This window comes from Nocardiopsis sp. TNDT3, assembly GCF_003427465.1.
GTDB lineage: Bacteria > Actinomycetota > Actinomycetes > Streptosporangiales > Streptosporangiaceae > Nocardiopsis > Nocardiopsis dassonvillei.
This window is the reverse complement of record NZ_QPFC01000859.1, coordinates 1-1070: the sequence shown is the minus strand read 5'-3', so window position 1 is coordinate 1070 and position 1070 is coordinate 1. Positions and strand designations below refer to the sequence as shown.

Annotated in this window: 1 protein-coding gene; it reads right to left on the bottom strand. The window is 69.8% G+C overall.

The window, feature by feature from the left end; all coding sequences use genetic code 11:
• Nucleotides 1-63: 63 nt before the first annotated feature.
• The gene (gene hpf / locus DQW06_RS20670; RefSeq protein ID WP_013154745.1) at nucleotides 64-741 is read right to left on the bottom strand and encodes a ribosome hibernation-promoting factor, HPF/YfiA family; all 678 of its coding nucleotides are present in this window, start codon (nucleotides 739-741) and stop codon (nucleotides 64-66) included.
• Nucleotides 742-1070: the final 329 nt, after the last annotated feature.

Below are 1070 nucleotides of genomic sequence, written 5' to 3'. Positions count from 1 at the left end.
GGTCCGAGCGGACCCGCCGCGGCTTCGTGTGCGGGGGGATCCGTCGAGGGCGGTGGCGAACGTCTAGTCGACCAGCCGGAGGACGCCGTAGTTGAAGCCCTTGCGCCGGTAGACGACGCTCGGGGCGTCCTTGACCTCGTCATGGAAGAGGTAGAAGTCGTGGCCCACGAGTTCCATCTCCATGAGCGCCTGGTCGATGCTCATGGGCTTGGCCCTGTGGAACTTCTCCCGGACGACGACGGGAACCTCTCCCTGGGTGTCGAGTTCGACGAACTCGTCGGAGAACCTTCCGTCCACCTCGGTGCCGTTGACGTCCTCCTCGCCGCCGCGCCGCTGGGCGGGGGGAGCCTGCGTCGCGGTGGCGGTGGCGGACGAGGGCAGGTCTCCGGGGAGGCCGGCGGTGGCCGACGCGACGGAGACGGGGGCGTGGTTGCCCCGGTGGACCTTGCGCCGGTCCGCGGACTTGCGCAGGCGGGCCTCGATCTTGTCGAGGGCGAGGTCGAGGGCGCCGTACCGGTCCGAGGCGGCGGCCTCGCTGCGAATGACCGGACCGTTGGTCCGGATGGTCAGCTCAACCCGCTCGCAGACGTCGGCGAGCTTGGGGTTGCGCTCTTTGGACACCTCCACGTCGACGGTCATGCCCTTCTTCTCCCACTTGGAGAGCCTGTCGAGCTTGTTGTCGACGTGCTGACGGAACTTCTCACTCACACCGGTGCGTCGACCCTTGACGATGATGTCCATAGGACCCCCTTCATCGCGTGGCCGCCGGAAGACGACGGCCAGGCTGGCTCTGCGTCCCTTCCGCCGGCAGGGGGGCGGGAGGGGTGTCGCGCGCTAGCCCCCTTCCCCTGGTGCCCCTGTTCGGTGGGGGGCACGGCTCGGTTGGAGATGCGTATACCCACCAGCGGGGGTGTCATCACGCGCACCAGGGGCGCGATTGGCGAAGGCCGCCGCGCTGGGGGAAAGGACTGCCGGAACTGACGGTACGGGGCACCCCTCGGGGAACCGCAGGTCACCCGGGGCCACGACGGGACGCGCGCGGCGGCCTTCGCCAATCGCGCCCCTGGTGC

Excerpts from the sequence above, each read along its gene's own strand:
- hpf (WP_013154745.1), bottom strand. The coding sequence starts at position 741 with ATGGACATCATCGTCAAGGGTCGACGCACCGGTGTGAGTGAGAAGTTC.